The organism is Actinosynnema sp. NPDC023794, assembly GCF_040639675.1.
Classification (GTDB): Bacteria; Actinomycetota; Actinomycetes; order Mycobacteriales; family Pseudonocardiaceae; genus Actinosynnema; species Actinosynnema luteola.
The window spans coordinates 688,365-714,628 of the sequence record NZ_JBFAFR010000001.1 but is presented as its reverse complement, the minus strand read 5'-3'; the positions used below and the strand labels follow the sequence as shown (position 1 = coordinate 714,628).

The 26,264-nt window shown below is 71.3% G+C and carries 27 protein-coding genes; 18 read left to right on the top strand and 9 right to left on the bottom strand.

The features are described 5' to 3' along the window. Positions 1-52 precede the first annotated feature (52 nt). The 3 genes from secD to AB0H12_RS03175 are packed head-to-tail and all read left to right on the top strand — an operon-like array spanning position 53 to position 3,619. Entirely contained in the window at positions 53-1,903 is a 1,851-nt protein-coding gene (gene secD / locus AB0H12_RS03185) for a protein translocase subunit SecD (RefSeq protein ID WP_499620414.1), read from the top strand. A 1-nt stretch (position 1,904) separates the two neighbouring features. Further along, a complete protein-coding gene (gene secF / locus AB0H12_RS03180; RefSeq protein ID WP_499620412.1) occupies positions 1,905-3,104 on the top strand; it encodes a protein translocase subunit SecF in 1,200 nt (399 codons plus the stop codon). Then, positions 3,101-3,619: an adenine phosphoribosyltransferase gene (locus AB0H12_RS03175; RefSeq protein WP_499620411.1), complete on the top strand. Its 519-nt coding sequence runs from the start codon at positions 3,101-3,103 to the stop codon at positions 3,617-3,619. The genes secF and AB0H12_RS03175 overlap by 4 nt, the downstream gene beginning before the upstream one ends. A gap of 364 nt (positions 3,620-3,983) precedes the next feature. On the opposite strand, the gene AB0H12_RS03170 is transcribed toward AB0H12_RS03175, so the two are convergent. Next, positions 3,984-4,739: a tetratricopeptide repeat protein gene (locus AB0H12_RS03170; RefSeq protein WP_499620409.1), complete on the bottom strand. Its 756-nt coding sequence runs from the start codon at positions 4,737-4,739 to the stop codon at positions 3,984-3,986. 98 nt (positions 4,740-4,837) lie between these two features. On the opposite strand from AB0H12_RS03170, the gene AB0H12_RS03165 reads away from it, so the two are divergent. The 3 genes from AB0H12_RS03165 to AB0H12_RS03155 all read left to right on the top strand — a co-directional run bounded on the left by AB0H12_RS03165 (position 4,838) and on the right by AB0H12_RS03155 (position 8,319). Next, a complete protein-coding gene (locus tag AB0H12_RS03165) occupies positions 4,838-5,698 on the top strand; it encodes a Scr1 family TA system antitoxin-like transcriptional regulator (RefSeq protein ID WP_499620810.1) in 861 nt (286 codons plus the stop codon). Next, positions 5,691-5,894, top strand: coding sequence for a DUF397 domain-containing protein (locus tag AB0H12_RS03160; RefSeq protein WP_499620408.1), 204 nt, complete (start codon positions 5,691-5,693; stop codon positions 5,892-5,894). The genes AB0H12_RS03165 and AB0H12_RS03160 overlap by 8 nt, the downstream gene beginning before the upstream one ends. A gap of 124 nt (positions 5,895-6,018) precedes the next feature. Then, complete coding sequence (locus tag AB0H12_RS03155) at positions 6,019-8,319, top strand: RelA/SpoT family protein (RefSeq protein ID WP_230571896.1); 2,301 nt, start codon at positions 6,019-6,021, stop codon at positions 8,317-8,319. Positions 8,320-9,023: 704 nt separating this feature from the next. On the opposite strand, the gene AB0H12_RS03150 is transcribed toward AB0H12_RS03155, so the two are convergent. After that, entirely contained in the window at positions 9,024-9,884 is an 861-nt protein-coding gene (locus AB0H12_RS03150; RefSeq protein ID WP_230571897.1) for a peptidylprolyl isomerase, read from the bottom strand. A 145-nt stretch (positions 9,885-10,029) separates the two neighbouring features. Between AB0H12_RS03150 and AB0H12_RS03145 the strand changes: the two genes are divergently transcribed. From AB0H12_RS03145 to AB0H12_RS03130, 4 genes are all read left to right on the top strand, one after another. Beyond that, positions 10,030-10,731 (top strand): MBL fold metallo-hydrolase, encoded by a 702-nt coding sequence (locus AB0H12_RS03145; protein ID WP_499620406.1) that lies wholly within the window; start codon positions 10,030-10,032, stop codon positions 10,729-10,731. 6 nt (positions 10,732-10,737) lie between these two features. Further along, positions 10,738-12,003 carry a histidine--tRNA ligase gene (gene hisS / locus AB0H12_RS03140; RefSeq protein WP_499620405.1) on the top strand — a complete coding sequence of 422 codons (1,266 nt, stop codon included), beginning with the start codon at positions 10,738-10,740 and terminating at the stop codon, positions 12,001-12,003. Beyond that, a complete protein-coding gene (locus tag AB0H12_RS03135; RefSeq protein WP_499620403.1) occupies positions 12,000-12,629 on the top strand; it encodes a hypothetical protein in 630 nt (209 codons plus the stop codon). The genes hisS and AB0H12_RS03135 overlap by 4 nt, the downstream gene beginning before the upstream one ends. Before the next feature lie 131 nt (positions 12,630-12,760). Beyond that, positions 12,761-13,135, top strand: a complete 375-nt coding sequence (locus tag AB0H12_RS03130; protein ID WP_499620402.1) for an SCO4402 family protein — start codon at positions 12,761-12,763, stop codon at positions 13,133-13,135. A gap of 68 nt (positions 13,136-13,203) precedes the next feature. Here AB0H12_RS03130 and AB0H12_RS03125 read toward each other — a convergent pair whose 3' ends face one another. Then, the gene (locus AB0H12_RS03125) at positions 13,204-14,067 is read right to left on the bottom strand and encodes a spermidine synthase (RefSeq protein WP_499620401.1); all 864 of its coding nucleotides are present in this window, start codon (positions 14,065-14,067) and stop codon (positions 13,204-13,206) included. 7 nt (positions 14,068-14,074) lie between these two features. Then, complete coding sequence (locus tag AB0H12_RS03120; RefSeq protein WP_499620400.1) at positions 14,075-14,482, bottom strand: hypothetical protein; 408 nt, start codon at positions 14,480-14,482, stop codon at positions 14,075-14,077. A gap of 19 nt (positions 14,483-14,501) precedes the next feature. Between AB0H12_RS03120 and AB0H12_RS03115 the strand changes: the two genes are divergently transcribed. Further along, positions 14,502-14,864, top strand: a complete 363-nt coding sequence (locus AB0H12_RS03115) for a DUF1304 domain-containing protein (protein WP_499620809.1) — start codon at positions 14,502-14,504, stop codon at positions 14,862-14,864. Here AB0H12_RS03115 and AB0H12_RS03110 read toward each other — a convergent pair. Next, complete coding sequence (locus AB0H12_RS03110; RefSeq protein ID WP_499620398.1) at positions 14,791-16,254, bottom strand: YibE/F family protein; 1,464 nt, start codon at positions 16,252-16,254, stop codon at positions 14,791-14,793. The two genes, AB0H12_RS03115 and AB0H12_RS03110, sit on opposite strands and share 74 nt — an antisense overlap. A gap of 136 nt (positions 16,255-16,390) precedes the next feature. Here AB0H12_RS03110 and AB0H12_RS03105 point away from each other — a divergent pair, with 136 nt between their 5' ends. Beyond that, the gene (locus AB0H12_RS03105) at positions 16,391-17,017 is read left to right on the top strand and encodes a nitroreductase family protein (protein ID WP_499620808.1); all 627 of its coding nucleotides are present in this window, start codon (positions 16,391-16,393) and stop codon (positions 17,015-17,017) included. Positions 17,018-17,087: 70 nt separating this feature from the next. On the opposite strand, the gene AB0H12_RS03100 is transcribed toward AB0H12_RS03105, so the two are convergent. Next, positions 17,088-18,173 carry an AAA family ATPase gene (locus AB0H12_RS03100; protein WP_499620397.1) on the bottom strand — a complete coding sequence of 362 codons (1,086 nt, stop codon included), beginning with the start codon at positions 18,171-18,173 and terminating at the stop codon, positions 17,088-17,090. Continuing rightward, positions 18,170-18,811, bottom strand: coding sequence for a nicotinamide riboside transporter PnuC (gene pnuC / locus AB0H12_RS03095; RefSeq protein WP_499620395.1), 642 nt, complete (start codon positions 18,809-18,811; stop codon positions 18,170-18,172). The genes AB0H12_RS03100 and pnuC overlap by 4 nt, the downstream gene beginning before the upstream one ends. 46 nt (positions 18,812-18,857) lie before the next feature. On the opposite strand from pnuC, the gene AB0H12_RS03090 reads away from it, so the two are divergent. Beyond that, positions 18,858-20,762 carry an intein-containing Rv2578c family radical SAM protein gene (locus tag AB0H12_RS03090; protein ID WP_499620394.1) on the top strand — a complete coding sequence of 635 codons (1,905 nt, stop codon included), beginning with the start codon at positions 18,858-18,860 and terminating at the stop codon, positions 20,760-20,762. A 139-nt stretch (positions 20,763-20,901) separates the two neighbouring features. Further along, positions 20,902-21,201 carry a hypothetical protein gene (locus AB0H12_RS03085; RefSeq protein ID WP_499620392.1) on the top strand — a complete coding sequence of 100 codons (300 nt, stop codon included), beginning with the start codon at positions 20,902-20,904 and terminating at the stop codon, positions 21,199-21,201. A gap of 86 nt (positions 21,202-21,287) precedes the next feature. Here the strand turns inward: AB0H12_RS03085 and AB0H12_RS03080 are convergent, their stop codons facing one another. Next, on the bottom strand, positions 21,288-22,733 hold the full coding sequence (locus AB0H12_RS03080; RefSeq protein WP_499620391.1) for an FAD-binding oxidoreductase: 1,446 nt from the start codon (positions 22,731-22,733) through the stop codon (positions 21,288-21,290). Positions 22,734-22,830: 97 nt separating this feature from the next. After that, entirely contained in the window at positions 22,831-23,616 is a 786-nt protein-coding gene (locus AB0H12_RS03075) for an SDR family oxidoreductase (protein WP_499620390.1), read from the bottom strand. Between the two features lie 108 nt (positions 23,617-23,724). On the opposite strand from AB0H12_RS03075, the gene AB0H12_RS03070 reads away from it, so the two are divergent. From AB0H12_RS03070 to AB0H12_RS03055, 4 genes are all read left to right on the top strand, one after another. Next, on the top strand, positions 23,725-24,312 hold the full coding sequence (locus AB0H12_RS03070) for a TetR/AcrR family transcriptional regulator (protein WP_499620389.1): 588 nt from the start codon (positions 23,725-23,727) through the stop codon (positions 24,310-24,312). 88 nt (positions 24,313-24,400) lie between these two features. After that, positions 24,401-24,802, top strand: coding sequence for a nuclear transport factor 2 family protein (locus AB0H12_RS03065; RefSeq protein WP_499620387.1), 402 nt, complete (start codon positions 24,401-24,403; stop codon positions 24,800-24,802). A 72-nt stretch (positions 24,803-24,874) separates the two neighbouring features. Continuing rightward, the gene (locus AB0H12_RS03060) at positions 24,875-25,474 is read left to right on the top strand and encodes a TetR/AcrR family transcriptional regulator (RefSeq protein WP_499620386.1); all 600 of its coding nucleotides are present in this window, start codon (positions 24,875-24,877) and stop codon (positions 25,472-25,474) included. Beyond that, positions 25,471-26,223 carry a TIGR03084 family metal-binding protein gene (locus tag AB0H12_RS03055; protein WP_499620385.1) on the top strand — a complete coding sequence of 251 codons (753 nt, stop codon included), beginning with the start codon at positions 25,471-25,473 and terminating at the stop codon, positions 26,221-26,223. The genes AB0H12_RS03060 and AB0H12_RS03055 overlap by 4 nt, the downstream gene beginning before the upstream one ends. Positions 26,224-26,264 lie beyond the last annotated feature (41 nt).

Below are 26,264 nucleotides of genomic sequence, written 5' to 3'. Positions count from 1 at the left end.
GGGTACGCTGCGGCCTCGCTGACCTTGTCAACTATCAGGAGACGGACGGACCGTGGCACCTCCGGCCGGGCAAATCCGCCCCGCGAAGTACCTGGGCGCATTTGTCCTCATCGTGGTCGCGCTGTACTCCCTGGTGTTCTTCACCGGGAACGGCAAGGCGACCCCCAAGCTCGGCATCGACCTCCAGGGTGGCACCCGTGTCACGTTGACCGCCCGGGCTCCTGATGGGAAGACGCCGTCGGAGGAGTCGCTCAACCAGGCGCGCACGCTCATCGAGACGCGCGTCAACGGTCTGGGCGTGGCCGGTCCCGAGGTCATCCGCGACGGCACCAACCTGGTGATCACGGTCCCCGGCTCCGACAGCGAGGGCGCGAAGCGCCTCGGCCAGACGGCGAAGCTCAACTTCCGCAAGGTCATCGGCTCGCCGGTGCCCAACGCGCCGGAGCCCGAGCCGACCCAGAGCGCGCCGCCGTCCACGTCGGGCTCGGCCGCGCCGACCGAGAGCGCGGGCAAGGAGCCGACCGAGACCGCGAACTCCGCCGCGCCGACCACGACCGCGCAGGGCCGCCCGGCCCCGGCGTTCGAGGGCCAGCCGACCACGACGACCCCGCCGGCCGACGCCACGACGCCGCCCGCGGACCCGAACGCGCCCGCCGGCGAGCAGCCGCCCGCCGAGTCGCAGGTCGACTGCCGCGCGGTCTTCCAGGGCCAGTACTCCGACGAGCCGACCAGGGCCATCGAGGAGTCCCGCACCTGCCGGCAGGACCCGCAGCTGACCACGCTCGACGCGCAGACCGTGTCCCAGGCGCTCGCCGCGTTCACCTGCCCCACGGTCGACCCGCTGATCGGCAACGACGACCCGGCGCTGCCGCTGCTGACCTGCGACCAGGACCGCACCGAGAAGTACGTGCTGGCCCCGGTCACCCCGCCGACCGACGGCAGCGTGAAGGACGACGACTTCAGCCTGTACTCGCGCCTGAGCGGCGAGGACGTCGACAACGCGGTGTCCGGCACCGACCCGCAGGGCGCGGGCTTCGTCGTCGACCTCACCTTCAAGGGCGAGGGCGGCGAGAAGTGGGGCAAGTTCACCTCGGCGAACGTCTCGCAGCAGGTCGCCGTCGTGCTGGACACGCAGGTCGTGTCCGCGCCGAACATCAACGAGCCCATCCTCGGCGGCTCGACGCAGATCAGCGGCAAGTTCACCCAGGCCGAGGCGAACAGCCTCGCCAACGTGCTCAAGTACGGCTCGCTGCCGCTGTCGTTCGAGGCCTCCGAGGCCGAGACGGTGTCCGCGACGCTGGGCCTCGCCTCGCTGGAGGCCGGCCTGATCGCCGGCGGCATCGGCCTCGCGCTGGTGTTCGTGTACTGCCTGTTCTACTACCGCCTGCTCGGCGTGCTGACGATCCTGTCGCTCGCCCTGTCCGGTGTGGTCGTCTACGCGGTGCTGGTGCTGCTCGGCCGCTGGATCGGGTTCACCCTCGACCTGGCGGGCATCGCCGGCTTCATCGTGTCGATCGGTATCACGGCGGACTCGTTCGTGGTGTTCTTCGAACGGCTGAAGGACGAGATCCGGGAGGGCCGGTCGTTCCGGTCCGCGGTGCCGCGTGCCTGGGTCCGCTCCCGTCGCACGATCCTGTCCGCCGACATGGTGAGCTTCCTCGCCGCGGCCATCCTGTACGTGCTCGCCGTCGGCCAGGTGAAGGGTTTCGCGTTCACCCTGGGCATGTCGACCGTGCTCGACCTGGTCGTGGTCTTCCTGGTGACCCACCCGCTGGTCAGCATGATCTCCAAGTCGAAGCGCCTGTCCAACCCGAAGCTCTCGGGTCTGGGCGGCGCCGTCCAGGCCGCTGTCGACGACCGCGCGCCGTCGGGTGCGAAGAGCACCGCTGTGAAGGAGGTCTGACGTGACCGAGACGAAGAAGCGCAACGTTTTCCAGCGGCTCTACGTCGGCAACGGCGCGTTCGACATCGTCGGCAAGCGCAAGCGCTGGTACGTGGTGTTCGGCATCATCCTGCTGATCTGCGTCCTGTCGATCGTGTTCAAGGGCTTCAACCGGGGCATCGACTTCACCGGCGGCACGCGCATCCAGATGCCCGCGATCAGCTCCTCCGGCACGATCAGCGTCGAGGCGGCCAAGGAGTCGTTCGAGAAGGCCCTCGGCAAGGAGCCGGCCGCCACGCAGACCGTGGGCACCGGCGAGTCGGCGACCATCCAGATCCGGTCGGAGACGCTCAACGCCGACCAGGTCCTGAAGCTCAAGACCACGCTCAACGACGACCTGAAGCCCAACGGCGGCGCGGACGCCATCAGCGACAGCGCCGTGTCCGCCTCGTGGGGCGGTGAGATCACCAGCCAGGCGCTGATCGCGCTCCTCGTGTTCTTCGTCGCGGTGATGATCTTCCTGGCGCTGTACTTCGAGCTGTCGATGGCGATCGCCGCGCTCGTCGCGGTGCTGCACGACGTGCTGATCACGGCCGGCGTGTACTCGATCGTCGGCTTCGAGGTCTCGCCGGCGACGGTCATCGGTCTGCTCACCATCCTCGGTTTCTCGCTGTACGACACGGTGGTGGTGTTCGACAAGGTCCGGGAGAACACCCGCGGCCTGCTCGGCCTCACCCGCCGCACCTTCGCCGAGGCCGCGAACCTGGCGGTCAACCAGACCCTGATGCGCTCGATCAACACCTCGTTGATCGCGGTGCTGCCGGTGCTGGGCCTGCTGGCGATCGGCGTCGGCCTGCTCGGCGTCGGCACGCTGAAGGACTTGGCGCTGGTGCAGCTCACCGGCATCGTCATCGGCGCGCTGTCGTCCATCTACATCGCGACCCCGATCGCGGTGGACCTGAAGATGCGCGACGCCCGGTACAAGGCGCAGGCCGCCCGGGTGCAGGCGCGTCGGGACAACCTGGCCCGCCGGGCCGCCGCGACCGGCGAGGCGACCGGCGAGGTCGTCAGCGGTGGCGACATCGTGGAGTCGACCGACGACGAGTCGTTGCAGGCCGAGTTGCGCAAGGAGAAGGCCATGGCGGCCGCGGCGGGCGTGCCCGCGCGGACCGGCAAGGCGAGCGACGCACGGCGCCGCCCGACGGGCAAGAAGCACCGTTGAAGCTCGACCGCGCCCTAGGGTTGCTGCGTGAGGTCCCGGACTTCCCCCTGCCGGGGGTCGTCTTCCGGGACCTCACGCCGGTCCTCGCCGACCCGGACGCGTTGCGCGCCGTGGTCGACGCCCTTCAGGACAAGATCCACCCGGACACCCAGGTAGTGGCCGCGATCGAGTCGCGCGGCTTCCTGCTGGGCGCCGCGCTGGGGTACGGCTGGCACTACGGCGTCGTGCCGCTGCGCAAACCGGGCAAGCTGCCTTCGGTCGCGCATCGCGTGTCCTACGACTTGGAGTACGGGACGGCCACGCTGGAGCTGCCGGCGGAGGCCATCGTGCCGGGGCAGCACGTCGTGGTGGTGGACGACGTGCTGGCGACCGGCGGCACCGCCGCCGCGGCGTGCGAGTTGGTGGAACGCGCCGGTGGCGTGGTCACCGGCATTTCGGTGGTGCTGGAGATCCCCGGCTTGGGCGGCCGTGAGCGGCTGGCCGGCCGTGACGTCAACGCCCTGCTGAGTGTCTGACCCCACCGCCTGACCCCACCGCCTGACTCGCTCCGGGATCGAGGCCGTGATGGCGGTGGGTGGTCGGTGGGGGCACGGCAGCGCCATGTTGTCGAGGTCGGTGTCGCCGCCGTCGGCCCAGTGCGTGGCGTGGTGCGCGTCGTACCAGTTGGGTGGCCGGCCGCGTCCGGGGAACGTGCAGCCGCGGTCCCGGGCGTGCGGTGCGTTGCGCTGGACGACGCTGACCGTCCGCCGTGTCCGCCCGAGGTCGAGCAAGTCGGAGCCTTGATCTCGGCCGGGTTCGCCCGTGCCAGGTGCCGGAACGCGTCCAGGTCGTAGCCGCACCGCAGCACTTCGGCCGGCAGTTCCGAGTAACGACTTCCGCCTACCAGCGGGTGACGCCGAAGTCGCCGATCACGAGCAGGTCCGGCGCGGGCGGCTCGGTGGAGGAGCTCACGGCGGTCTGGAGGGCTTCCGCCTCGAGCACGAGCGCGTCGGCTCCCGCGCTGGTGAAGTCGTCGGCTGCCCGCTTGAACCACAGCAGGGCCGACTCGCGGTCTCCCTGCGCCAAGCGGGCGCGTCCGAGCAGCACCCGGCACTCGCCGCGTTCCTCGGCGATCTCGACGTCGGCGTCGTACTCGGCGTAGAGCTCGTCGGCCCGGGTGAACTTCGCGACCGCGTTGTCCAGGTCGCCCGTCAGGAGCGCGTGCGCTCCGAGTTCGCGGACCGCCCACGCGACGCCGGCGTTGTTCTCGCAGGTGAAGTGCATCTCGACCAGTTGGACGAGGCACCCGGCGATGGCGTCCGTCATGCCGCGGGCGCGGTAGACGCTCGCCAGCAGGTCGAGGGCGAAGACGTGCCGGACGAGCCGGTCCTCGGTGGCCAGTTCGAGGCAGAGGTCCCGTCGGATCTCGACCGCGCGCGCCGCCATCGTGGTGGCGGCCAGGAAGAGGCCCATCCGGGCGTAGACCTGTGCGGCGACCTCCGGCGGGACGGCGGCGGACTCGGACAGCGGGTGTCGTTCGGCGAGGGCGAGGGTCGCCCGGTGCACTTCCAACGTGGCAGCCAGGCCATAGCCGTGGGGCGCTTCCAGCCACTGGCAGCGGAGGCGTACCGCCACTTGGTCTACGTTCTCCGTCATGGGTGCCACCCTATAGTTTGCGCCACGCAAACCTATGGTAAGCAATCGAGTGAACTCTGCGTGCAAGCCGACTACTCACAGTGGCTAAGGTGATCGTCATGGCGGTAGGAACCACACGTGCCAAGCGCAGGCTCGGCCGACACGTCAAGCCGATCGTGGAACGGGCCGGGCTCAAGCCGGCCGAGGTCGCGGACCTGGTCAAGACGTCGAAGGACACGGTCAACCGACTCCTGTCCGGCGACCACCTGCCGCGTTACCCGACGTTCCTGGCGATCATGATGGTCCTCAAGGCGACCGATGAGGAGCTGGGTGAGGGCACGGCGCTCTGGGAACGCGCGAACGTGGACGCGGTGAAGGTCGAGCACGCGTCCGCGCTCTCGCCGGGTTACCTGAGGTTCAGGATGGATGAAGGTGAGGCGACCAAGGAGCGTTCACTCGACTCGATGCTCATCCCGGGCATCCTTCAGCTGGGCGGCTACGCCGAAGAACTCGGCCGGCGAGCTCCGGCCTTGACCTCCGGCAAGGGCTGGACAGCCCAGGCGGCTGCGGAGCGGCGCGATCGGCAAGGGCTGCTCTACCGCGAGTTCAGCCCGCTTCACCTGCACGCACTGGTCGACGAGGCGGCGCTGTACCGCGTGGTCGGCAGCCGTGAGCTGATGGCAGAGCAGTTGACGCACCTGCTCACCTCTGGTCGACGGGACAACATCACCATCCAGATCGCTGCCTTCGAGACCGGTGCGTATGGCGCGCACATCGGTGCGTTGACCCTGCTCGACTACCCCGAGCCCGATGAACCGCTCTCGATCTACATCGAAGGCCACGACGGGATCAAGCCGGTGGAGAATGTGGGCATGGTGAGGAGGCTGGTCGCTGCATGGGACGACGTGGCAGGTCTGGCGCTCACTCCCGAGCAGTCCGCGAGGCGCATCCAAGAAGTGAGGGATACCAGGTATGCCTGACCAGCAGGGACAGTGGCGAAAGTCGACCTACAGCTCCACCAATCCGGACTGCGTCGAGCTGGCGGTCACCCCCGAGTCGACCGCCGTCCGGGACAGCAAGCAGCCGGCGGCGGGGGAGCTGAGCTTCCCCCGGGAGAGCTTCGCGGCGTTCCTGGCGGGCCTCAAGAGGGACTGGCCGGCGGGTTCAGGCTGGTGAAAACCGATTGGTCCGGCTGAACCGGAGGTGCTGCTCGTCGTGTGAACTGCACCGCTCATCGGCTCGTCAACGGAGTGAGGCCCGCAACGGAGTTATCCTCGGTTCCTAGACCCGAGGAGCGTGGTTGAGCCAGGACACCGAACCCGCGCAGACGTCGCAGCCCGTGCCCGCACGGCCGCCGTCGGCGACGAGGCGCGTGCGCGCGCGGCTGGCACGTCGGATCACCGCCCAGCGCGCCGCGCCGGTCAAGCAGGTGCTCGAACCGCTGGCGGCCGTCCACCGCGACCTGCACCCGAAGGCCGACCTGGCGCTGCTCCAGCACGCCTACGACGTGGCGGAGGAGAAGCACCGCCCGCAGCGGCGCAAGTCCGGCGACCCCTACATCACGCACCCGCTCGCCGTGGCGACGATCCTGGCCGAGCTGGGCATGGACACCACCACGCTGGTCGCCGCCCTCCTGCACGACACGGTGGAGGACACCGACTACTCGCTGGACCAGCTCCGGGTCGACTTCGGCACCGAGGTGTCGCTCCTCGTGGACGGCGTCACCAAGCTCGACAAGGTCAAGCTCGGCGCGGCGGCCGAGGCGGAGACCATCCGCAAGATGGTCATCGCCATGGCCAAGGACCCCCGGGTGCTGGTCATCAAGCTCGCCGACCGGCTGCACAACATGCGCACCATGCGGTTCCTCCCGCCCGAGAAGCAGGCCCGCAAGGCGCGCGAGACGCTGGAGGTGCTGGCGCCGCTGGCGCACCGCCTCGGCATGGCGACGGTGAAGTGGGAGCTGGAGGACCTGGCGTTCGCGATCCTCCAGCCCAAGAAGTACGACGAGATCGTGCGCCTGGTGGCCAACCGCGCGCCGTCCCGGGACACGTACCTGGGCGGGGTGATCACGGAGCTGTCCCAGCAGATGGCGGCGGCCCAGATCACGGCCAAGGTCGAAGGCCGGCCCAAGCACTACTACTCGATCCACCAGAAGATGATCGTGCGCGGTCGGGACTTCGACGACATCCACGACCTGGTGGGCGTGCGCATCCAGGTGGACGAGGTCCGCGACTGCTACGCGGCCATGGGTGTCGTGCACGCGCTGTGGCAGCCGATGCCGGGCCGGTTCAAGGACTACATCGCGCAGCCCCGGTTCGGGGTGTACCAGTCGTTGCACACGACGGTCATCGGGCCGGACGGCAAGCCGCTGGAAGTGCAGATCCGCACCTACGACATGCACCGGACCGCCGAGTACGGCATCGCGGCGCACTGGCGGTACAAGGAGACGCGCGGCACGCACACCGGCAAGGGCGTCGAGGTCGACGAGATGGCCTGGATGCGCCAGCTGCTCGACTGGCAGCGCGAGGCCGCCGACCCCGGCGAGTTCCTGGAGTCGCTGCGGTTCGACCTGGCCGCGCGGGAGATCTTCGTCTTCACGCCGAAGGGCGACGTGGTGACGTTGCCGACCGGGTCCACGCCGGTCGACTTCGCGTACGCCGTGCACACCGAGGTGGGTCACCGGTGCATCGGCGCGCGGGTGAACGGTCGGCTCGTCGCGCTGGAGCGCAAGCTCGAGAACGGCGAGGTCATCGAGATCTTCACCTCGAAGGCGGAGGGCGCGGGCCCGTCCCGCGACTGGTTGTCGTTCGCGGCCTCGCCCAGGGCCAAGGCGAAGATCAAGCAGTGGTTCGCGAAGGAGCGCAAGGAAGAGGCCATCGAGGTCGGCAAGGACGCCATCGCGAAGGAGGTCCGACGCGTCGGGCTCCCGTTGCAGAGGCTGGTCTCGGCCGACTCGATGGGCGCGCTGTCGAAGGAACTGCACTACCCCGACGTGTCAGCGCTGTACGCGGCCGTGGGGGAGGGCCACACCTCCGCGCGGCACGTCGTGCAGCGGCTGGTCGCGCAGCTCGGCGGTGTCGAGCACGCCGAGGAAGAGCTGGCGGAGCGGTCGACGCCGTCCACGGTGGCCCGGCGGCGGGTCACCGGCGACGCCGGTGTCGTCGTCAAGGACGCGGCCGACGTGTGGGTCAAGCTGGCGCGCTGCTGCACGCCCGTGCCGGGTGACGACATCCTCGGCTTCGTCACCCGCGGCGGCGGGGTGTCGGTGCACCGGACGGACTGCACCAACGCGGACGAGCTGCTCAGGACGCCCGAGCGGCTGCTGGACGTCGAGTGGGCGCCGTCGTCGTCCTCGGTGTTCCTGGTGGCGATCCAGGTGGAGGCGCTGGACCGGCACCGGCTGCTGTCGGACGTGACGAAGGTGCTGGCCGACGAGAAGGTCAACATCCTGTCGGCGTCGGTGACGACGTCGCGGGACCGGGTCGCGGTGTCGCGGTTCTCGTTCGAGATGGGCGACCCGAAGCACCTCGGTCACGTGCTGAAGGCGGTTCGCAGCGTGGAGGGCGTGTACGACGTGTACCGGGTGACTTCGGCGTCGTGACCGGCTGACCGCGCCTCCACGTCCGACGCGCCGCACCCCAGGCTGATCCGTCGTGCCTCGTCCCGCTCCGACCCGATTCGGATCGGAGCAGGACGAGGCTTCTCGGACGAACCAGTCGGACACCGTGATGCCGGAGGCCCACCGGCCCACGTTGAGCGGTATGACGGTGTAGTTGCTCGATCATCCTCGTCGGGGACCACGTGCGCGCTCCCGTAAAGGGCGTATTCCGGTTGGTCGAGCACCCGGCTGTCCGCCAGCGGGAAGTCGATCCGGCTCGGCAGCGCCCGGGACGCGGGAAAGTTGTCGTCCCAGGTGTTCACGTGCCACGTCACCAGGTCCCCGACGTTGGCCGGCACCCCGCACACGTCGGCCCGGGATCCGTGGATCGTGTCCGCGTACCCGAGCACGGGGATGTGCTCGGCCTCAATGGTGACCGTTCTCGAATCCGGGCCACCGCCCGCAAGCCGCAGGCTCCTTCGGGTCAACTCGCCGAGGTTTCGCGTTGCTGGAGGGTGAAGAGATCGCACCTGGAGGCCCGGCGGCCGTCTCGGGCACCCGAGGCCGCCAGGGATCCTGGTGGCGTCAGTGAAACGTAAGGGGCCGGTGGGACCATCCGAGAGATCGGCTTGGCCGATGAGGAAGACGCAGGGGCCCGGCACTCCTCTCCCGAGTGCCGGGCCCCTGCGTCTTCTCCGCGGCTGTCGTCAGGCGACCGCGACCGACTCGAACTTGACTTCCTTGTTCGGCTTGCCGCCGCCGGGGCTCGGGTCGAACGAGCCGTCGTGGCCCGCGCGGGCGACCTCGTCGATGAGCTTCAGACCGGCCTCGTCGAGGCTGCCGAAGACGGTGTAGTCGGGCGACAGCTGGGCGTCGCCGTAGACGATGAAGAACTGGCTGCCGTTCGTGCCCTTCTGCGTCGCCTGGTCGAGGCCGGCGTTCGCCATGGCCAGGTAGCCGCGGCCGTAGGTCAGCTCGGGCCACGTCTCGTTGTCGAACGTGTAACCCGGGCCGCCGGTGCCGGTGCCCGTCGGGTCGCCGCACTGCAGCATCTGGAGGCCCTCGGTGCCGATGCGGTGGCACGTGCTGCCGTCGTAGTAGCCCTGCTTGACCAGGCTGACGAAGCTGTTCACGGCACACGGCGCCAGGGCGCGGTCCAGGGTCAGCTTCAGCTCGCCGATGTTGGCCTTGATGGTGGCGGTCGCCGTGCCGGTCGCGGGGGCGCTCGCCTCGGGGGCCTTGGTGCCCTCCTTGGACGCGGGCTCCGTCGACGGCCGGTACTCGCACGTGGCCGGGTCCGCGATGGGCGTCGGGCGCGTGGGCAGCGCCTTCACCTCGGTCGGGATCTCGATCGGGGCCGGGGTGGTCGAGCTGGCGGCGGCGTCGTCGCCGGTGCTGCTGAAGTCGGTCGTGGCGAGGAAGTACACACCGCCCGCGACCACGACGACGGTGACCGCCGTCGCGACGACCGCGATCACCCGGCGCCGCTTCGCGCGCTCCGCCCTGCGGACGAGCTGGCGTTCCAGCTTCCGCTTGGCCTGCTCGCGGCGCTGCACGTTGGTCGGCACCTGCAACCTCCCTGATCTCTGCGTCGACGGCGACGATCGGTCAGCAGTCTAGGGGGCAGGTATGTGACTGGTGTATGCCGGATAGGCTGCTTGGCGTGGTCCACAGGGATCCGTTGTCGATCCGTTGCCGTCGAGAGGTGATCCCGTGCTGGTGATCGGCTTCCCGACCGGCGCTCTCCAGGCCAACTGCTTCGTGCTGGCCACGGGCGCGGGCGGGGCGTGCGTGGTGGTCGATCCCGGTCAGGACGCGGTCGAGCCGGTCACCGAGGCGTTGCGCGAGCACCGGCTCTCCCCGGTCGCGGTGCTGCTCACGCACGGGCACTTCGACCACACGTTCTCCGTCGCGCCCGTCTGCGACGGCAACGACATCCCCGCGTGGATCCACCCCGACGACCGCGAGATGCTGGCCGACCCGCTCAAGGGCATCAGCGCCGGGTCACGGGCCTTCTTCGGCGGCAACCTGGAGATGCGGGAGCCTCGCGAGGTGCGCGAGCTGACCGACGGCGCCGAGCTGGACCTGGCCGGCCTCCGGCTGACCGTCGACCACACACCGGGCCATACCGGCGGGTCGGTGATGTTCCGCGCCGGCACCGAGGAGGGCGGACGGCTCGTGCTGTCCGGCGACACCCTCTTCGCCGGCTCCATCGGACGCACCGACCTGCCGGGCGGCAACCACCGCGAGATGCTGACGTCGCTGCGCACGAAGGTGCTGACGCTGGCCGACGACACGGTGGTCCTGCCCGGCCACGGACCGACGACGACCATCGGTCGCGAGCGCGTGAGCAACCCGTTCCTGCTGGAGCTGGGCTCACCGGGCGCGCCGGCCGCACCGCACCGAGGACTGTAGAGAACAGTGACGACCCCCTTCGCCGCCCCCAAGGGCGTTCCCGACTACTTCCCGCCCACCTCGGCGTCGTTCCTGGCGGTGCGCGACACGCTGGTGGAGTCGGCGCGCCGAGCCGGCTACGGCTACGTCGAGCTGCCCGTCTTCGAGGACACCGCGCTGTTCGCGCGCGGCGTCGGCGAGTCGACCGACGTGGTCAGCAAGGAGATGTACACGTTCACCGACCGCGGCGGGCGGTCCATCACGCTGCGGCCCGAGGGCACGGCGGGCGTCATGCGGGCCGTCATCGAGCACGGCCTCGACCGCGGCCAGTTGCCCGTGAAGCTCGCGTACGCGGGCCAGTTCTTCCGCGCCGAACAGCCCCAGGCAGGCCGCTACCGCCAGTTCCACCAGGTGGGCGTGGAGGCCGTCGGCGTCGACGACCCGGCCCTGGACGCCGAGGTCATCGCCATCGCCGACGCCGGTTTCCGAGCCCTCGGCCTGACCGGCTTCAGGCTCGAACTGACGTCGCTGGGCGACGCGACCTGCCGCCCGCAGTACCGCGAGAAGCTCCAGGCCTTCCTCGCCGAGCTGCCCCTCGACGACGAGACCCGCCGCCGCGCCGAGCTGAACCCCCTCCGCGTGCTGGACGACAAGCGCCCCGAGGTGCGCGAACTCGTCGCCGACGCACCCCTCATGGTGGACAACCTCTCCGCCGAGTCCCTCGCCCACTACGAGCAGGTCAAGGGCTACCTCAACGAGCTGGGCGTGAAGTTCGCGGAGAACCCGCGGATGGTGCGCGGGCTGGACTACTACACCAAGACGACGTTCGAGTTCGTGCACGACGGGCTCGGCGCCCAGTCCGGCATCGGCGGCGGCGGTCGGTACGACGGCCTCATGGAACAGCTCGGCGGCCAGCCGCTGTCCGGCGTCGGCTTCGGCCTCGGCGTCGACCGCGCGCTGCTCGCCTGCCAGGTGGAGGGCGTCACGCCGGGCGACCAGACCCGCTGCGACGTCTACGGCGTGCCGTTGGGCGAGGCCGCGAAGTCCCGCCTGGTCGCCCTCTCGGCTCCCTTGCGCGCCGCCGGTGTGCGGTTCGACCTGTCCTATGGTGGCAAGGGCCTCAAGGGTGCGATGAAGGGCGCCGACCGTTCGGGCGCGCGCTTCGCCCTCGTCCTGGGTGAGCGCGACATCGAGGCCGGTGTCGTGCAGGTGAAGGAGTTGTCGTCGGGCGACCAGCGCGAGGTGCCGCTGGCGGACGTGGTGATCTCAGTGCTGGAGGCGTTGGGCCGGTGAGCGAGCGGATTGCCCTTGACCTGCTTGACCCGAAGGCGGTGCGCAAACGCGCGCGCACGGTCGCCATCGGCGCGTTGATCGTCGCCGCCGCGTTCGGCGGGTTGCTCGGTCTGCTCGCCGGCCGGACCACCGGCCTGGTCTCGGCAGCGATCTTCGCCGTACCCCTCCTCCTGCTGGCCTGGTCGGAAGCGCGCCGCAGGGTCTGGCTGGAGGGCCACGTCCTCTCCGTCCGCGCCTTCGGCACGCGCTCGGTCGACCTGCACACCGCCGACCAACTCGACCTGCTGGTCACCGACGTGCGCGGCAGCCGCACCGTCGGCCTCTTCGTGCGCGGCGGCGGCAAGGCGATCAACCTCGCACTGGCCATCTACGCCGGAACCGGAGGCCGCGAACAGGGCGTCCTCCCACTGCGCAAACTGGCCGACGTCCTCGCCGGCCGAGGCGACCCCCCGGGCCTGGTCTTCTCCGAACTCCTGGTCGCCCAGCTCCGCGCCGAAGCCCGAGGCCTGCCCGCCTCCGACCGCCCTCTCTACCAACTGGGCTCCAAAGCCCCCACCGGCCGCCTCGCCCAGAAACTGAACCCGGAAGCCATCTCCCGCTTCGTCTCCACCCTCGACCAACCCTGACGTCCACCCAGGCCCCCTGGACCGTCGACCCCACCGGCCGTCATCCTGCTGATCTGCCGTCCGGCGAGGACTCTTCTTTTCGCTCCACCATCACCTCGACGACCCGTCGACCAGAGGACGCGGACGACCCCGTGACGATCAAGTACCCCGGCATGCGGACCCAGGTGCTGGCGGCCGTCGAGTCCCTCTCCGACCGCGCGTACCAGGAACGGGTGTGGATCCGCCACCAGCTGCCGCACCCCGGCTACTACGACGAGCTCGACCTCGCCGTCCACAGCCTGTTCGACGACGCCCGGGTGCTGCCAAACCCGGTGTCGGCCGTGGGAACCGTGATTCACCCGGACGAGGTCGAACCGCTCGCCGAGCTGGGCGCGGTGTTCGGCCCGCTGATCGACGACCTGGGCGATGAGCCGGACGCCGTCTACCTCGCCGACCCCAGGTGGGACGACGTGGTGCGGACAGCGGCCAAGGCGTGGCAGGTCATGCAGACCCACAACCCTTCCTGACCTGACCGCCAGGCCTTCGTCCTCTGTACTTCGTCCTGATCTCGGCCTCCGCCTTGATCGAACTCCGCCTAGTCGTCCGGCAGACCCCACGTGCCCTTGGGCGGCGCGGGGGACAGGGTGGCCGTCGCGTCCGTCGTCGCCGGCGCACCGCCGATGAACCTGACCAGCGAGTCGTCGTGCTCCACCCGCCCAGGGAACGGGTCACCGGCCGTCAACCGGGTCAACGCCGCCACCGGCAGCTCGACGTGCGACCCGACCAGCACGAAGTTGCCGAACCGCCTGCCCTTGAACACCGCCGGCTCCGCCAGCACGCACACGTGCGGGAACACCGCCCGAACGGTCGCGGCCTGGGCCTTGGCGAACGCCAGCTTCCCGCCATCGCCGATGTTGGCCGCGTAGACGCCGCCCGCCCGCAGCACCCGCGACGCCAACGCCACGAACTCCACCGACGTCAGGTGCGCGGGCGTCCGCGACCCGGCGAACACGTCCGTCACCACCAGGTCGAACGCCGCCTCGGGCGCCTTCTCCAGCACCGCCCGCGCGTCACCGTTGCGGATCCGCAGCCGCCAGTTCCGGTCCAACGGCAGCACGCCGCGCACCAGGTCGACCAACGCCGCGTCGATCTCCACCACCTGCTGGCTGGAACGCGGTCGCGTCACCGCGATGTACCGGGGCAACGTGAGCGCGCCGCCGCCCAGGTGCAGCGCCCGGATCGGCTCGCTGCCCGGCGCGACCAGGTCGGCGACGTGGCCGAGCCGCCGCAGGTACTCGAACTCCAGGTGCCCGGGGTCGTCCAGGTCCACGTGGGACTGCGGCGTGCCGTTCAGGCGCAGCATCCACGCCCTCGGCACGTCGGGGTCCGGGATCAGTTCCGCGATGCCCGAGTCGACCTCACGGCTGATGGTCTCGTCGGCTTTCCGGATCCGTCCCACCCGACGATTATCCCGGTAGCGACTGCGTGCGGCGCTTCCGGTCCGGCAGGCGGTCGACCAGCCTGCCCAGGCGCTCGGTCGTGCCCTGCAACGGCCCGAGCGCGGCGGCCAGCACGCGGATCGACTCGTCCAGCTGCCCGGTGCTGCCGGCCAACGTGGCGATCCGGGGCTCCAGCTCGGTCAACTGGCGTTGCACCACCTCCAGCTGGTGCAACGCCTCGGGCATCTCGTTGGCCAGGAACGTGGCGAGCTGCTCCAGCCGTTCCAGCGTGCCCCGCAACTCCGCGACCTGCGGCAACGCCTGCGCCAGCGGTGCGAGCTTCTCCAGCGCGTCGGCGATCCGCGGCAACGCCAGCATGCCCGACACCAGCCCGGTGGCGACACGGGCGGTGAGACCCAGCACGGTCCGCAGCATGGCGGTACGGTACCGATCCGTGCAGCTCGCCGCAGATGTCCTCACCGCGTTGGTCGCGGCCATCCACCTCTACATCGTCGTGCTGGAGATGTTCCTCTGGAACACGCCACGCGGCCGTGCGACGTTCGGCACCACGCCCGAGTTCGCCGCCGAGTCGAAGGTGCTGGCCGCCAACCAGGGGCTCTACAACGGGTTCCTGGCCGCCGGGCTGATCTTCGCGCTGATCGCCCGGGGCTCCACCGGGTTCGCCTTCGCGGTGTTCTTCCTGATCTGCGTGATCGTCGCGGGCCTGTACGGCGCCGCGACCGTCAGTCGTCGGATCCTGGTCGTGCAGTCCGTGCCCGCCGCGATCGCGTTGCTGCTGGTGGTGCTGGCGAGGTAGCCGGACGGCGCCACGGCCCCTTCGCCGGGTCGTAACCGGTGCGCAGGTCACCCCTCACGTGCTTGCGCCACAGCGGATCGGCCGGACCAACCACCCCACCGGACCCACCCGATTCACCCAACCCTCCAGACCCACCGGACCCGGCGGGCTCGGGCACCACCTCACGCCCCGCCACGAACGCCGCCAACGCGGTCGTGATCGGCACCGCCGCCACGAGCCCGATGCTGCCCACGAGGGTCCGCACGACCTCCTGCGCCACCTCCTGCGCGGTCAGGATCTCGCCCAGGCTCCGCCCCGACAGCGTGAACGCCAGCAGCAGCGGCAGCGCCGCGCCGGCGTACGCCATGACCAGCGTGTTCACCACGGACGACAAGTGGTCGCGGCCGATCCGCGACCCCGCCGCGTACAGCTCGCGGAACCCCAGCGACGGGTTCGCCCGACGCAGCTCCCACACTGCGCTGGTCTGCGTCACGGTCACGTCGTCCAGCACGCCGAGCGCGCCGATGATCGTGCCCGCCAGCAGCAGCCCGCGCGTGTCGATGCCGTGCCCGAGCAGCGACACCAGGTTCGCCGTCTCCTGGTCCAACCCGGTCAGCTTGCCGAACGCGGAGAACACCGCGCCCAGCACGCAGATCAACGCCAGGCTGACCAACGTGCCCAGCACCGCCGTGGACGTCCGCGCGGACAACCCGTGCGTCAGGTACAGCACCACGAACATGATCAACCCCGCGCCGACCACGGCCACGGTCAGCGGGTTCTCGCCGGCCAGGATCGCGGGCAGCACGAACAGCACCAGCACCACGAAGCTCAACGCCAGCGCGCCCAGCGCCGCCAGCCCCTGCCACCGTCCCAGCAGCAGCACCGCCGCCGCGAACAGCACGGCCAGCAGCAGCAGCGGCACACCCCGCTGGAAGTCGGCCAGCTGGTAGGACGTGCTGTCGTTCGGGTCGCCGCCGCCGTAGGACAGCACCACCGCGTCGCCCACGGTGAACGTCGGCGTGCCCGGCTGGTCCGGCACCGGGATCCGGATCTCCCGACCCGCCGCCGCGCCGTCGCTCATCTTCACGGTCACCAGCACGCACCCGGTGGCACCCGGCTCGCCCGTGTCCGGACCGCACCCGCCCCGCGCCACCGCCGTCACGTCACCGCGCACCGGCACCTGCGCGAGCCCGGCCTCCGCGCCCGTGCGCTGCTCGTGCCCGAACGGGTACAGCAGCAGCGCGCCGACCACGGTCGCGAGCACGAGCGGCAGCAGCAGGACCAGCAGCAGCTTCCGCACACGTCGGGAAGCAGGCTCGACGGGGCCGTGCCCATGGCCGTGTCCATGGGCGGCGATGAGGTCCTTGGCGCGCACGCGCACATACTGCCCGCCCACCCCGGTCGTCCGCATGTCGGACAGTTCGGTGCGAATTTCGGGGTGAGCCCTTCAACCACGCCCCGGTCGGTGCCACGCTCGCCGCGTGACCACGAACTGGACACCCATCCACGGCCGGTCCTTCGAGCCGGTCCCGTACCGACCGGCCAGGATGCCGGTCGACGAGTCCCTGCGCACGGCCGCCGACCTGCGGGCCCGCATGCGGGCCCGCCGCACGGTGCGCATGTTCTCCACCGATCCCGTGCCCGACCGGGTGGTGCTCGACGCCATCGCGGTCGCCTCCACCGCGCCCAGCGGAGCCCACCAGCAGCCGTGGACGTTCGTGCTGGTCAAGGACCCCGCGGTGCGTCGCCGCATCCGTGAGGCCGCCGAGCACGAGGAACGCGTCTCGTACGCGGGCAGGCTCGGCGACGAGTGGCTGGACGCGCTGCGCCCGCTCGGCACCGACGACGTCGAACCGCACCTGACCGACGCGCCGGAACTGGTCGTCGTGTTCGAGCAGCGCTACTACCTGGAGCCCGACGGCACCCGCCGCAAGCACTACTACGTGGACGAGTCGGTCGGCATCGCGGTCGGCATGCTGCTGACCGCGCTGCACCTGTCCGGGCTCGCCGCGCTGAACCACACGCCGTCGCCGATGAGGTTCCTCGGCGACGTGCTGGGCCGCCCGCGCAACGAGAAGGCGTTCGCGGTGATCCCGATCGGCTACCCGGCCGAGGACTGCGTGGTGCCCGACCTGGTCCGCGAATCACTGGACCAAGTGCTCGTCACCATCTGACGGCTCTCCTCGCTGATGCCGACCGGGCCGCGTCACCGACCGCGTCGCCGAGGGGCCCAAACGGGCCGCGTCACCGGCCGGGCTCCAACGGGTCGGCGAACCGGAAGTGCGCCGCCACCGCCTCCTCGCACGCCGCCAAGGCCTGCCGCAGCCGCTCCTCCGGCGACCCCGTGACCAACCGCCACGGCACACCCCGCCGCGCCAACCCGACCCGGAACAAGTCCGTCATCCACTCCCGCAGGTGCTCGCCGTCCCGCCACCCGTCCTGCTCGAACGGCACGCCGACGTGATCGGTCAGCAGGTACAGGGCGGGGCGGCGGGCGTCCGGCGCGATGTCCGGGTGCGGCGCGCCGAGGTACCGGTGACCCCACACGGTCGCGGCCCACGCGTCGTTGTCGCACACCAGGACCGGCCCGTCCACCGCCGCGTCGGCCAGCTCCTGCTGCCTGCGCGCCACGTCCTGGAAGTCGCCGACCGTCCACACGAGACCATCGACCCCCGCCTCGGGGTCGAACGCCCGCGCAGCCGCCAGCTTCAGCTCGGTGTGCTCCCGCCCGTACTCGGGCACCCACGGCGCACCCAACGCCTCCGCCAACTCCCGCGACAACGTCGTCGTGCCGGTGCTCTCGGCTCCCACCACCACGACCCGCGCGCACAACCCGACCCTGGTCGCCCTCCCGAGCCACCCCCACCGCCCGCGCGGATCGGCCCGCACCGCCGTCCCCGACGCGGGAACGGCGCCGCGGTCGAGGTCCACCAGCACGTGCCGCGCACCGAGCCGCTTGGCCATCTCGTCGCCGTACCGCTCGCTGGAGAACACCACGTCGACCGCCGCCGACGCCGGTTCGCCGTCCAGGATGGCCCGCCGGGCGAGCACCGCCCGTGCCACGCCCATGTGCAGTTCCCAGACCACATCGCTGTCGAAGTCCATCGGGTGGTCGTCCACGTCGCCGAGCACGACGAGACCGGGCGTGCCCGCGTGCTCGGCGCGCAGCCACGACACGCGGTCGGCGACCGGGATGGACTCGGCGCTCGACGCCAGCACGGTCACGGTCGTGCGCCGGCTCCGCGCGGCGGCCGTGCGGATGAGGTGGTGGTGACCGGCGTGCGGGGGGTAGAACTTGCCGAGCACCAGCGCGTGGTCGAAGTCGGTCACGCGGCCACCGCCTCGTCCTGGCGCAACGCCTTCGTCCAGTTGCGCAGGCCGAGCACGCACAGAGCCATGAAGCCGACGTAGAGGATCGCGGTCAGCCACAGGTCCTTGTAGGCGTACAACGGAACGTAGATCACGTCCGCGGCGATCCACAGCCACCAGCACTCGACCTTCTTGCGGGTCTGGCCCCACGTGGCCAGCAACGAGAGCACGGTGGTCACGGAATCCGCCCACGGCACGGTCGAGTTGCTGAACGTGGTGAGCACCCACACCAGCAGGAGGGTGCCCGCCACGCCGGCGGCGAGGAGCCACCACCACTGCTCGCGCGTGGTGCGACCGACCGGCAGCGGGGTGTGCTCGACGCCGCCGCGCAGCCAGGCCCACCAGCCGTACAGCGCGAGCACCACGTAGACGACCTGGAGGCCCGAGTCCGCGTACAGGCCGCTGGTCGCGAACAGCACGAGGAAGGCGAGGTTGTTGAGGATGCCGATCGGCCAGTTGAGCGGGTTCTGCCGGGCCACCAGCCACACGCAGAGCGCGCCGGTCACGAAACCGGCGACTTCGCCCCAGCTCGTGGCGACGCCGGCGAACGTGAACGCGGTGGTGTTGAAGGGCCACAAGATGACGTCCAGCACAGACACAGGCACTCCGTTTGACCCTTTTTCGAACACGTGTTCGAATGTGGACATGCGATGGGACGGGCAGAAGGACGGGGCGGGCCGGCAGCAGGCCCTGCCGGGTTTGCCGGGGCTGGTCCGTAGCGTACGAACTCCCGACTTCGCCGACGTCGTGTTCCACGAGGTGAACGCCAAGTCCGTGCTGAACAAGGTGCCGGGCGGCGGCCTGCCGTTCGGCTGGACGGTCAACCCGTACCGCGGCTGCACGCACGGCTGCACGTACTGCCTGACCGGTGACACGCCGGTGCTGCTGGCGGACGGCCGCACCAAGCCCATCGCCGAGCTGGCCGTCGGCGAGGAGGTGTTCGGCACGGCGCAGGGCCGGTTCGTGGTCACCCGCGTGCGGGCGCACTGGAAGACCTCCAAGCCCGCCTACCGGGTCACGTTGAGCGACGGCACGCAGGTGGTGGCGGGCGGCGACCACCGGTTCCTCACCGACGAGGGGTGGAAGCACGTCACGCCCGGCCGGTGCGACGACTTCGAGGAGCGGCCGTTCCTGGTCAAGGGCGCGCAGCTGGTCGGGACGGGCCGGTTCGCCTCGCCGCCCGCGCACGGCGAGGAGTACCGCGCGGGCTACCTCTGGGGCGCGGTGCGCGGCGGCCTGCCCAGCCACCCGGACGTGCTCGGCCGCGTGCGCGAGTTCGCCGGCGGCCGGGTGCCGCGCGAGCACGACCTGGCGCAGTGGCCCGCCACGCCGGGTGACGAGTGGTCGAAGGGTTTCCTGGCCGGTCTGTTCGACGCGAGGGGCAGCTCGACCGGCGGTGAGCTGGTGATGTCCAGTTCGGACAGCGAGGTGTTCGAGGCGGCGGTGCTGGCGCTGCTGCGGCTGCGCGTGTCGCACGTGGTCGAGGTGCGCGGTGTGCGGATCACCGGCGGGCTGGCCGAGCGGCTGCGGTTCCTGCACCTCGTCGGCCCGGCGATCGGGCGCGGCAACGCGGTGGAGGGCATGGCGGTGCCGTCCACGTCCCGGCTGGCGGTGGTGTCGGTGGAGTCGCTCGGCGTGACGCGGACGTTGTACGACATCACCACCGGCACCGGTGACTTCGTGGCCAACGGCCTGGTCAGCCACAACTGCTTCGCCCGCAACACGCACACGTACCTCGACCTGGACGCCGGGCGCGACTTCGACACCCAGGTCGTGGTGAAGGTCAACGCGGTCGAGGTGCTCGCGGGCCAGTTGCGGTCCAAGCGGTGGCGGCGCGAGCACGTGGCGATGGGCACGAACACCGACCCGTACCAGCGGGCCGAGGGCCGGTACGCGTTGATGCCGGGCATCATCCGGGCGCTGGCCGACTCCGGCACGCCGTTCTCGATCCTCACCAAGGGGACCGTGCTGTCGCGGGACATCCCGCTGTTGGCGGAGGCCGCGTCCACGGTGTCGGTGGGCATCGGGGTGTCGCTGGCGCTGCTGGACCGCGAGCTGCAATCCGGGCTGGAACCGGGCACGCCCAGCCCCCAGGCGAGGCTGGAGCTGGTGCGCCGGGTCCGCGACGCGGGGTTGCCGTGCGGGGTGTTCGTCGCGCCCGTGCTGCCGAGGCTGACCGACTCGGAGGAGCAGCTGGACGCGTTGCTGGCCTCGATCGCCGCCGCAGGCGCCACGGGCGTCACGGTCCTGCCGCTGCACCTGAGGCCGGGCGCGCGCGAGTGGTTCGCCCGGTGGCTGGTGCGCGAGCGGCCGGACCTGGCCGACGACTACCGGGGGCTGTACGCGCGCGGGTCCTATGTGGACGCCCGGTACCGGCGGTGGCTGGCGGCGCGCATCGAGCCGTTGTTGCGCCGGCACGGCCTGGACGTGCGCGGCGACCGCGACGCGGTCGGCGTGCCCGGCGACGACGAGGGCGTGTGGCCGGCGGGCAGCCTGCCCGCCTCGACGCCGAACGGCCCGGTCGTGCACGAGCAGTTGACCCTCCTCTGACCTCGACCCGGATGCTTACCCGGTGCGTTCGGTCGTGAACCTTCTGCAACTCCTTCGGGTGCTGGTGGCCGTTCGGCGGCGTCGTCATCGCGTCGGTGGCTATCCCAGCCGCAGTACCCGACACGAGGAAGGGCTGACGATGCGACGCACTCTGCTCACCGCGACCGTCACGACGATGAGCGGCCTGGCACTGCTGGTCGGAACCATGACCGCCAACGCCGAACCGGTGTCCGCCGTCCCGGCTGACCACGCCGTCGGAGACTCGGTCGCCAAGGGGCACCCGCTGGACGACTGGGATCCGCTGGACGACTGGGATCCGCTGGACGACTGGGATCCGCTGGACGACTGGGATCCGCTGGACGACTGGGATCCGCTGGACGACTGGGACCCGCTGGACGACTGGGACCCGCTCGATGACTGGGACCCGCTCGGCGATTGAGATCCGCTCGACCGAACGTCGCCACGTCCGGGACTCCCCGCGGTGCTACCCGGGGAGTCCCGAGACGGCCCACGCGACCTCTCGGTTCACCGCGCTCCGACCGCTTGCGGGAACCGCAGGACCCCGTCCGGGTCGTAGCGGCGGGCGACGGCGCGCAGCCGGGGCAGGTTGTGCCGGTAGCCCGTCTCCGCCCAGTCCTCCTGCTCGGGGTCCAGGTAGTTGATGTAGGTGCCCGTGCCGACCAGACCGGCCAACGCCGACTGGACGTCGTCCACCTCGCGGGTGACCAGCTCGGGCGGCAGGTCGCCGACCGTGCCGAAGACCTCGACGGACGTCGGCGCGCCGCGGTGGGGGTAGGCGGTGTCGGTGGGGGCGAGCCGGTCGATCGCACCGCCGAGCGCGCCCACGATGAGCAGCGCGCTGTCCTTGCCCCGCACCGTCTCCGCCACTGCCGCGGGGTCGTCCCACATGCCGTCCGCTATGCGTGAGGACGCGCGGAAGGCGTTGCGGGGCGGGTGCCCCTGGGTCATGATCGCCGTCGCGGTCGGGTAGTCGACCTCGGCGTGCTCCAGCCGCCCCTCGACGCCCAGCTGGGCCAGGTCGCCGAGCAGCGCGGCCGCCGGGCCGATCGAGCAGCCGGTGAGGTCGACCGAACCGTCGGGCAGGACCACGCAGGTGCTGGACAGGCGGTCGGGAGCCCCGGCGCTCCACGGCTGCCAGGCGCCGAGCACGTCCGCCGCCGACCCGGCCGGGAACCTCAGCCGGAACACGGTGAGCACCTCCGGCGCGGGCGCGGTGGCGAACTCGAACGACGTGACCACGCCGAAGTTGCCGCCCCCGCCGCCGCGCAACGCCCAGAACAGGTCCGGCTCGCGGTCCTCCGAGGCGGTGACCAGGCGGCTGTCGACCGTGACCACGCGGGCGGCGCGCAGCCAGTCGCACGTGAGGCCGAGGGCGCGGTCCACCCAGCCTAGGCCACCGCCCAACGTGAGGCCGGCGATGCCGACGGACGGGCAGTTGCCCAGCGGCAGGCACCGGCCTGCGGCGGCGAGGGCCGCGTAGACGTCACCGAGGCGCGCGCCCGCGCCGATCACCGCGGTGCCGTCGGGCCGCACGTCGACGCCTGCCATCGGCCCGAGGTCGACCACCAGGCCGTCGTGCGGGGTGGAGTACGCGGCGTAGCTGTGCCCGCCGCCGCGCGCGGCCACCCGGATCCGGCCGCGTCGAGCCTCCTCCAGGCACCGCTGCACGTCCTCCGCGCGCACGCAGCGGGCGATCGCGGCCGGTCGGTGGTGGTCGAACAAGGAGTTGAACGGCAGCCGCGCGGCGGCGTAGCCGTCGTCGCCGGGCACCAGCAGCTCACCGGCCAGGCGGGCGCGCAGCCGGGCCCACCTCCCGGGCCGAGCCACCGCCGGCGCGCCACTCGCCGCCACCGGGCTGCCTGCCGCCGGCGCGCCGCCCGCGGCCACCGTGCCGCCTGCCGCCACCGCCGCGCCCGCCCACCGCAACACGTCCCGCCGTGATAACCCCACACCGGCCTCCTCGTCGGTCAGCCCTCATCGAACAAGGCGTCCGATCACGGCGGAACCGCTGTTCGGACCGCTGACGAGGAGCCGGTCGACCCCCGGACTACGCGGCCTTGAGGGTGCCGCCGTCGATGACGTAGTCGACGCCGGTGATCCAGGCCGCCTCGTCGGACACCAGGAACGCCACCAGGTTGGCGATGTCCTCCGGCGTGCCCGTGCGGCCGATCGGGATGCCGCCGATCATCCCGACCAGCGCCGCCCGGGCGTCGTCGAGACCGCCGCCGGTGCTCGCGGCGAGTTCGCCGAGCACCGCGTCCACCGCGGAGGTCTCGGTCATGCCGGGGGAGACCCGGTTGACCCGCACGCCCTTGGGAGCCACCTCCTCGGCCAGCCCCTTGCTGTAGTTCGAGAGCGCCGCCTTGGCGGCCGAGTAGTGCAGCAGCGGGCCGACGGGGACGTGCGCCGCGGACGACGAGATGTGGATGATCACGCCCGAGCCCCGTTCGACCATCCCGGGCAGGAGCGCGCGGTCGAGCCGCACCGCGCCCAGCAGGTTCGTTTCCAGGATCTCCTGCCACGCCTTGTCGTCGATGTCGCCGAAGCCCCCCGGCTTCGCCTGGCCGCCGCCGGCGTTGTTCACCAGGATGTCCACCCCGCCGAGCTGCCTGACGGCCTCGTCAGCCAACCGGGGCGCCGAGTCCGGGTCGGCCGCGTCCGCGGTGGTGAAGAGCACGTCCGGCGGCAGGTCCGCGCCGCCCGCCGAACGGGCCGTGGTCAGCACGACCGCGCCCTCGGCGACCAGCTTGCGCACGATCCCCGCACCGATGCCCCGTGTGCCGCCGGTGACCACCGCACGCCGTCCCGCCAACCTGCCCGAGTTATTTACCATGAGGTACACAATTCGTGTTCTGTACCGATCGGTCAACAACCTGTGACGGCTCTCACCGGCGAGGGTCGAGTACCGTGCTGGCAGGTCCAGAAGCGAGGTGACGGATCGATGGCCGGTGGACGTCCGCGCGGGTTCGACGCCGACGAGGCGTTGGACCAGGCCCTCCGGGTGTTCTGGGAACGCGGCTACGAGGGTGCGGCCCTGTCCGACCTGACCGAGGCGATGGGCATCAACCGCCCCAGCCTGTACGCGGCTTTCGGCAACAAGGAGTCCCTGTTCCTCAAGGTGCTCGAGCGCTACACCGAGCGGCAGGCCGTCCACGTCCGGGACGCGCTCGACCAGCCGACCGCCCGTGCCGCCGCCGAGCGCATGCTGTGCGGCGCCGCCGACGTGTCGACCCGGCCCGGCTGTCCGACCGGTTGCCTGAGCCTCCAGGGTGGCCTCGCCATGGGCGAGGACGCCGTGGCGACCCGTGAGCGGCTGGCCGACTGGCGTCGGACCGGCGAGGTCGGGCTGCGGGACCGCTTCGAGCGGGCCAAGGCCGAGGGCGACCTGCCCTCCCGCGTGGACGCGGCCGACCTGGCCAAGTTCGTGGTGCTGGTCGCGCAGGGGATCTCGGTGCAGGCGGCGGACGGCGTCGACCGCGAGCAGTTGCACCGGATGGTCGACATCGCCCTGGCGGCCTGGCCGGCCTGACCCTCGCCGGATCTCGGAAACCCCTGGTCAAACCCCTTTAGTGCCCCTCTGCGGCCATTGTCGTACGTTGTACGGTACAATGTACGTCATGAATGCCGTGCCGGGTGGTGGAGCTGGGTTCGTGCCGACCGACGAAGACGTGGCGGGCGTGCTCGCGTGGTTCGAGCAGTGGGACGCGTTGGCGGTGGCCAAGGACGTGGAGGCGATGGCCGACATGGCGCTGTTCCCGGTCAACGCGGTGACCGACGGGTCGGCGCAGTCGTGGGACCGGGCGCGGTTCCTCACCGACATGAGGGCGACGCTGGGCGACGGCGACGTGCGGATGGAGTCCGTCCGGACGCCGGTGTTCATCAACGCCGACCTCGTGTTCGTGATCACCGACGCGACCATCACCGCCGGTGACTTCTCGCAGGTCGTGCGGTACGGCGACCTGTTGGTGAAGACCGACGGCAAGTGGCTGTTCCAGACGATGGCGCAGGGCGGCTGGTAGCCGGGTGGTCCGCCCGCGCCAACTAACAAACAGTCTTGACTGTTTGTTAGTTGGCGCGGAACACTCGGTGCCATGTCCACCGACACCGGCCGGCGGGAGACGCGGCGCCAGGCCGACCGCAGCCGCGAGACCCGGCGCAAGCTCATGGAGGCCACGGTCGAGTGCCTGGTCGAGCGCGGCTGGGCGGGCACGACGACGACCGTGGTGGCCGAGCGCGCCGGCGTGTCCCGCGGCGCTCAGCTGCACCACTTCCGCACCCGCGGCGAACTGGTCGCCGCCGCGGTCGAGCACCTGGGCGCGGAGAGCGTCCTCGACCTGAAAGAGCGCGCGCGGCAGGTCAACGGCAGCACAGCCGCCGTGGTCGAGCTGATCGCCGACTTCTACGCCAGCGACCTGTTCACCGCCGCCCTCGAGCTGTGGGTCGCCGCACGCACCGATCCCGACCTCAAGACCGTGGTGGTGCCGCTGGAGGTCCGCCTCGGGCGCGAGACGCACCGCCTCGCCGTCGAGCTGCTGGACGCCGACGAGACGAAGCCGGGCGTCCGCGAGACCGTGCAGCTCACCCTGGACCTGGTGCGCGGCCTCGCGCTGGCCAACCAGCTCACCGACGACCGCAAGCGACGGGGTCGGATCATCCGGCACTGGGCGCGGATGCTGGAGGACTCGCTGTGATCGACGAACTCCTGGACGACCTGCGCGCTGAGAGCCAGGTGCTGGACGACCTGGTCGCGCCGCTGTCCGACTGGGCCGTCCCGACGCCCGCCGAGGGCTGGACGATCGCCAACCAGATCAGCCACCTGCGCTGGACCGACCGCGTGGCCACGCTCGCCGCCCGGGACCCGGGCGCGTTCACCGCCGCGTTGACGCGGGCCACCGCGGACATGGTGGACGAGGGCGCGCGGGAGCCGATCAGCCTGGAGGAGTGGCGGGTGGGCCGCGCCGAGCTTGCCGAGGCACTGGCGGCGCTGCCGCCGGGCGTGAAGATGCCGTGGTTCGGACCGCCGATGAGCGCGACGTCCATGGCCACCGCCCGGCTGATGGAGACGTGGGCGCACGGCCAGGACGTGGCCGACGCGCTCGGCGTGACCCGTGAGCCGACGCACCGGCTCAAGCACGTCGCGCACATCGCCGTCCGCACGTTCGGCTGGTCGTTCGTGGTCAACGGGCTGCCCGTGCCGCAGGCGCCCGTCCGGGTCGAGCTGGTCCCGCCCGACGGCGAGGCGTGGACGTGGGGCCCGGAGGACGCGGAGAACCGGATCACCGGTCCCGCCCTGGACTTCTGCCTGCTGGCCACCCAACGGCGACACCGCGACGACCTGGCCGTCGCGGTGGTCGGCGAGGCCGCGCGCGCCTGGGTCCCGATCGCGCAGGCGTTCGCCGGTCCTCCCGGCCCTGGCCGCGGTCGCCGGGGGCGGTCGTGATCCGCGTCGGCAACGCCTCCGGCTTCTACGGCGACCGGTTC

Excerpts from the sequence above, each read along its gene's own strand:
- AB0H12_RS03165 (WP_499620810.1), top strand. The coding sequence starts at position 4,838 with ATGGCGGTAGGAACCACACGTGCCAAGCGCAGGCTCGGCCGACACGTC.
- AB0H12_RS03170 (WP_499620409.1), bottom strand. The coding sequence starts at position 4,739 with ATGACGGAGAACGTAGACCAAGTGGCGGTACGCCTCCGCTGCCAGTGG.
- AB0H12_RS03070 (WP_499620389.1), top strand. The coding sequence starts at position 23,725 with ATGGCCGGTGGACGTCCGCGCGGGTTCGACGCCGACGAGGCGTTGGAC.
- AB0H12_RS03085 (WP_499620392.1), top strand. The coding sequence starts at position 20,902 with ATGCGACGCACTCTGCTCACCGCGACCGTCACGACGATGAGCGGCCTG.
- AB0H12_RS03075 (WP_499620390.1), bottom strand. The coding sequence starts at position 23,616 with ATGGTAAATAACTCGGGCAGGTTGGCGGGACGGCGTGCGGTGGTCACC.
- AB0H12_RS03105 (WP_499620808.1), top strand. The coding sequence starts at position 16,391 with ATGCCGGTCGACGAGTCCCTGCGCACGGCCGCCGACCTGCGGGCCCGC.
- AB0H12_RS03160 (WP_499620408.1), top strand. The coding sequence starts at position 5,691 with ATGCCTGACCAGCAGGGACAGTGGCGAAAGTCGACCTACAGCTCCACC.
- AB0H12_RS03110 (WP_499620398.1), bottom strand. The coding sequence starts at position 16,254 with ATGCGGACGACCGGGGTGGGCGGGCAGTATGTGCGCGTGCGCGCCAAG.
- AB0H12_RS03060 (WP_499620386.1), top strand. The coding sequence starts at position 24,875 with ATGTCCACCGACACCGGCCGGCGGGAGACGCGGCGCCAGGCCGACCGC.
- AB0H12_RS03120 (WP_499620400.1), bottom strand. The coding sequence starts at position 14,482 with ATGCTGCGGACCGTGCTGGGTCTCACCGCCCGTGTCGCCACCGGGCTG.
- AB0H12_RS03065 (WP_499620387.1), top strand. The coding sequence starts at position 24,401 with ATGAATGCCGTGCCGGGTGGTGGAGCTGGGTTCGTGCCGACCGACGAA.
- AB0H12_RS03090 (WP_499620394.1), top strand. The coding sequence starts at position 18,858 with ATGCGATGGGACGGGCAGAAGGACGGGGCGGGCCGGCAGCAGGCCCTG.